The following is a 4,957-nucleotide window of genomic DNA, read 5'->3' on the forward strand; positions in this document are numbered from 1 at the left end:
AGACCAACACGGTCGCTTACCGTGTTGGTCTCGACACGCCTCCGCCTAGCGGCTCCGGCGGCTCGACCAGCGAGCTACTCGGTCTCAGCCTTCGTCGGCCGCTCGAGCATCTCGTCCAAGATCTCGCTGACGGTCTTGGCACCGGAGACGACGTCGTCGACGTACTGTGCCAGCGGCACGTCGACCCCGACCTTCGCGGCCAGCTCGCGCAACGAGTGGGACGACTTGGCGCCCTCGGCTACCTGGTGGCTGGAGGCGAGGATGTCGGCGGTGGTCATGCCCTTGCCGAGCTTCTCCCCGAACGTACGGTTGCGGGAGAGCGGCGAGGAGCAGGTCGCGGCCAGGTCACCGAGGCCGGCCAGCCCCATGAGGGTCATCGGGTTGGCGCCGAGCTGCATCGCCAGCCGCGCGGTCTCGGCGAGACCGCGGGTGATCAGCGATGCCTGGGTGTTGTCGCCGAACCCCATCCCGGCGGCCATCCCGGTCGAGATCGCGACCACGTTCTTGTAGGCCCCGCCGATCTCGCAACCGACCACGTCGGTCGAGGTGTAGGGACGGAACGCGGGCGAGTGGACACGCGCCTGGATCGTCTTGGCGACCTCCTCGTCGGCGCACGCCACCACACCGGCGGCGGGCTCGCGACGGATGATCTCCTTGGACAGGTTGGGCCCGCTGACCACCGCGATCCGCTCCGGCCCCGCACCGGTGACGTGGGCGATCACCTCGCTCATCCGCTCGAGGGTGCCGAGCTCGACACCCTTCATCAGCGAGACCAGCGGTACGTCCTGGGGCAGGAACGGCGCCCAGTCGGTGAGGTTGCCGCGCAGCGTCTGCGACGGAGCCGCGAGGACGACCAGGTCTGCTCCGTGCGCGGCCTTCTCGATGTCGTGGGTGGCGCTGATGTTGTGCGGCAGCTCGGTGCCCGGGTGGTACTCCGGGTTCTCGTGGGTGTCGTTGATCGCCGCCGCGACCTCCTCACGCCGCGCCCACATGGTCACGTCGTTGCCCGCGTCGGCGAGGATGACCGAGAACGCGGTGCCCCATGAGCCCGCTCCAAACACCGCTACCTTGCCAAGCTCGCTCAATTGTCGTCCTTCTTCGTCTTGCGGGGGTCGCCGGTCGCGTTGACACCGGCCTTCTTCGGGTCGAAGAGCTCGCTGGGCGGCTCTTCCTCCCGGATGTCAGCCACGAGGCCGACGATCGCCTTCATGATCCGGTCGGTCGCCTCGTTGACGACCGCCGGCGTGTGCTCCTGGACCTCGAGATCCTTCAGGTCGACCGGGTCGCCGATCTTCATCTGGATCATCTTGCGACCGATCAGGTGCGGCTTGAGAGAGTACGCCGGAAGCAGCTCCTGGGCTCCCCACTGTCCCACCGGGTAGACCGGGGCACCGGTCGCGAGCGCGATCCGTGCCGCACCGGACTTGCCGCGCATGGGCCAGCCGGTCGGGTCCTTGGTGATGGACCCCTCGACGTAGACGACCACGATGCTGCCCTCGTTGACGGCCTTGACGGCCGCGTCGAACGCCGACGCACCTGCTGTCCGATCCACGGGGATCTGCCGGGCGGCCCGCAGGAACTTGCCCAACGGACCCTTGAACAACGCGGCTTTGGCCAGATAGCTCGGCCTACGTCCGTAGTCCCACACGATGTGCGCGGCGGTGAACGGGTCGATCTCGGAGACGTGGTTGAGCGCGAACACCGCTCCCCCGCTCTCCGGGATCTTCTCGCCGCCCACCCACTGGTGCTTGGTGGTGGCGAGAAGGACGGGCTTCACGATGCCGACAGCCACGGTCCACGGCCAGCCGAGCTTGCCCTCCTGGAACTTCCGGTACTTTCCCACGCAGGGCAGGCTACCGGGCCGTATCCGCGACGTTGTGAGATACCTGTCAGGATCTACCCTGATGCCTGTACCTGCACCCGGTTACGTCGTACTGCTGCCCGTCAAGCCTCCGGCGCGCGGCAAGTCCCGGCTGGTCGGAATCGAGTCGCACGAACGGGCCGATCTCGCCCGCTCGTTCGCCCTCGACACCGCCGAGTCGTGCCTGGCCGCCTCCGGCGTCGGCGCCGTGCTGGTGATCACCGACGATTCCTACTTCGCCGCCGACGTCGCCCGTCTCGGCGCCGCCGTCATCCCCGACGGGGTCAGCGGAGACCTCAACGAGACCCTCGTGCAGGGAGCGCTCGAGGCCTGGCGCCGCTGGCCGGGCCTTCGCCCTGCTGCCCTGTGCGGCGACCTCCCGGCGCTCCGGTCCACCGACCTGGACGCGGCGCTGAGCGCGGCGGACGGGTTCGGGGCTGCGTACGTCGAGGACGCGGCGGGTGGGGGCACCACCCTCTACACCGCGGCCCACGACCGGTTCCGGCCCGCGTTCGGGCCCGGGTCCGCCGCCGCCCATCGCGACGGCGGCGCCCATCCGCTGGAGGGCGACCTCCGCTCGCTGCGCCACGACGTCGACACTCTCGAGGACCTCGAGACCGTACGCAGCCTGGGCCTCGGGCCGCGTACGACCCTCGCCTCCGTGCGCGTCGGGAGTCCGGGCTAGTGGCGCGTCGCGGAAGTTCCTGAACGGTTGGCGTCATCAGGGTGTGTGCATCGCAAGGCGGCACCGCGTAGTCATACCGGGGTCTTTCAAGCGGTGCCAACGCGGCGAGGTGCGTGCCATGGTGGCGCGAAGCGCCCAGGAACTTCGGGGACGCGCCACTAGGAGTCGCCGGACGGCGTCTCGGTCTCGGTCGCCGGGCTTGTCGATGCCCCGCTCGCGGGGGCCTTCTTCGCCGCGGTCGTCTTCTTGGCCGCGGTCGTCTTCTTGGCCGCAGTCTTCTTCGCGGGCGCCTTCTTGGCCGTCGTCTTCTTGGCTGCGGTCGTCTTCTTCGCCGCAGTCTTCTTGGCAGCAGTCTTCTTGGCAGCAGTCTTCTTCGCGGCCGTCGTCTCCGCCGGCGTCGTCTCCGCCGGCGTTGCCGCGGAGGTGGTCTTCTTAGCCGCGGGGGCCTTCTTCGCGGTCGACTTCTTGGCGGTGGTCTTCTTAGCCGCCGGAGCCTTCGTCGCCGTCGTCTTCTTCGCCGCGGTCGTCGTCTTCTTCGCGGGGGTCTTCTTGGCAGTGGTCTTCTTGGCCGCGGTCGTCTTCGGCGGCGCGGTCTTCTCGGCCGCCTGGGCCACCGGGTCCGCAACCGCCTCGACGGTGGACTCGGGCTTCACCGGCTCGGCGACCGGCTCGGCGGGCGGCTCCACGACCGGCTCAGCGGCCTTGGCCGGCGCCTTGCGCCCTGGTCGCGGCACCTTGACCTTGCCGGAGACCACGTCGGCGACCAGCTTCCCGGCCGTCTCCCGCACCGCGCCGACTACTCTTCCGGCCTGTTTGCCTGCATCAGCTACTCGTTTTCTCACCACGCGATCGACCTTAGGCCATCTCCGGGGCTTCCGAACATACCGACGGCATGCGAAAACGGATTGTTCACCTGATCGCTCCTGATTCAGACGCCTTCATGTGGTTACCGTGGAGAGACTCGGGGCTCGTCCGCAGCACCGCTTCGACATCGCAGCCTTCGGGAGACAGGACGAGGAAGGTACGACCATCACCGACGTGCACATCGACGAGGAGCCGCCCGCCGTGGTGCTCGAGGAGCCGCAGGCCACGGTGAGGCCCAGCCGCGCCGGGATCCTGTTCTCGGCCTGCATCATCCTCGCCCTGATCGCCTCCGTGGCCTGGCTGGCCGTCCACACGACCCGGCTCGCCGAGGGCCGCGCCGGCGCCAACGTACCTACGCCGGCGCCGCCCGCTCCGACGGTCCGCAACAGCGAGCCGGCCATCCCCGCGACGTACGCCGATCTGCCCGTCGGCCCCGCGACGACCCTGCCCTTCGTCGACCAGGCCGGGCGGCTCCAGCTCGGCGCGAAGCCGCAGAAGGTCTTCGGTTCCCAGGTGAGCGTGGCCGGCTGGACGGTGCTGATGTACGAGCGCGCCGACAAGCCCGGTCCGGTCTGGATCGCGCGGCGCGGGTCGACCATCCAGGTCCCCGGCCTGTGGACCCAGCCGGTCCTGAGCAAGGACGGCAGCCAGCTCTTCGCGCTCCAGCAGACCGACGAGGCCGCCTCCGCCCTCGTCGCGGTGGACACCACGACGGGCGAGGAGACCGACCGGCTCGTGCTCGAGGGCGCTCCTGCCGCCACCGCGGTCCTCGGCACCGACCGCACCCGGGCGTACTTCCGCACCGGCATCGTGCCCGCCCCGCCGCCAGTGCCCGGAAACTACGGCGAGCTCACCGTCTCCCGGCCGCCGGTGACCGCCTGGGACCCGGGCGAGGCCACCCAGCGGATCTCGCTGCCGCTCGGCTACCAGCAGCTGATCCCGCTGCGCCGCGGCGTACTCCTCCACAACCCCAGCGAGTGGGAGGCCCGCTTCGCTGCCATCGAGGCCGACGGCAGCCTCACCCAGCCCGGCGTCCACGCGCCGCTGCCCGGGTCGGTCGCCGACTCCCCCGACGGCTCGATCGTCGCCATCGCCCGCAACCCCAGCGACCCCGGGATGATCAGCTACGGCGCCGAGCGCGGCATCGCGGTCAACATGAGCACCTCCGAGCACATCGACCTGCGCGTACCCGACTCCGTCGAGAAGGTACGCGTCGCCGGCTTCGAGTCCGACCGCAGCGTCGTCCTCTACACCGCGACCGCGGCCGAGTCCTGGTACCTCCGCTGCTGGGTCGACACCGGCTCCTGCGACCGCATCACCGGCTCCCAACGGGCCGCCGACGGCCGCCAGATCCGCCTCCCCTAGCCGAGACGTCACCCGCGTCGGCCGAGCAGGCACCAGTGGACGCCGAGACGTCAGTTGCGTCGGCCGAAATCGCGGTTGTGGGGGGGGGGGGGGGGGGAGCCGGGGCCCCCCCAAAACCGAAGATGGAAGGGTAGGTGGGTTTGTGGCGGGGGGGGGTGGGGGCGGGGCGCCCGGGCGCCCGA

Annotated in this window: 5 protein-coding genes; 2 read left to right on the forward strand and 3 right to left on the reverse strand. The window is 70.2% G+C overall.

Annotation, left to right across the window (positions count from 1 at the left end; translation table 11 throughout):
• Positions 1-74: 74 nt before the first annotated feature.
• Together ACFWQC_RS04550 and ACFWQC_RS04555 are read right to left on the reverse strand one after the other, a co-directional pair.
• Complete coding sequence (locus ACFWQC_RS04550; RefSeq protein ID WP_378673667.1) at positions 75-1,085, reverse strand: NAD(P)H-dependent glycerol-3-phosphate dehydrogenase; 1,011 nt, start codon at positions 1,083-1,085, stop codon at positions 75-77.
• Positions 1,082-1,843, reverse strand: a complete 762-nt coding sequence (locus ACFWQC_RS04555) for a lysophospholipid acyltransferase family protein (RefSeq protein ID WP_378673670.1) — start codon at positions 1,841-1,843, stop codon at positions 1,082-1,084. Before ACFWQC_RS04555 ends, ACFWQC_RS04550 begins: the two co-directional genes overlap by 4 nt.
• Positions 1,844-1,904: 61 nt before the next feature.
• Between ACFWQC_RS04555 and cofC the strand changes: the two genes are divergently transcribed.
• Complete coding sequence (gene cofC, locus ACFWQC_RS04560; protein WP_378673673.1) at positions 1,905-2,546, forward strand: 2-phospho-L-lactate guanylyltransferase; 642 nt, start codon at positions 1,905-1,907, stop codon at positions 2,544-2,546.
• Positions 2,547-2,704: 158 nt separating this feature from the next.
• On the opposite strand, the gene ACFWQC_RS04565 is transcribed toward cofC, so the two are convergent.
• Positions 2,705-3,334 carry a hypothetical protein gene (locus ACFWQC_RS04565; RefSeq protein ID WP_378673675.1) on the reverse strand — a complete coding sequence of 210 codons (630 nt, stop codon included), beginning with the start codon at positions 3,332-3,334 and terminating at the stop codon, positions 2,705-2,707.
• 163 nt (positions 3,335-3,497) lie between these two features.
• On the opposite strand from ACFWQC_RS04565, the gene ACFWQC_RS04570 reads away from it, so the two are divergent.
• Positions 3,498-4,775, forward strand: coding sequence for a hypothetical protein (locus tag ACFWQC_RS04570; protein ID WP_378673677.1), 1,278 nt, complete (start codon positions 3,498-3,500; stop codon positions 4,773-4,775).
• Positions 4,776-4,957: the final 182 nt, after the last annotated feature.

It is taken from the genome of Nocardioides sp. NPDC058538 (assembly GCF_042719275.1).
Taxonomy (GTDB): Bacteria; Actinomycetota; Actinomycetes; order Propionibacteriales; family Nocardioidaceae; genus Nocardioides.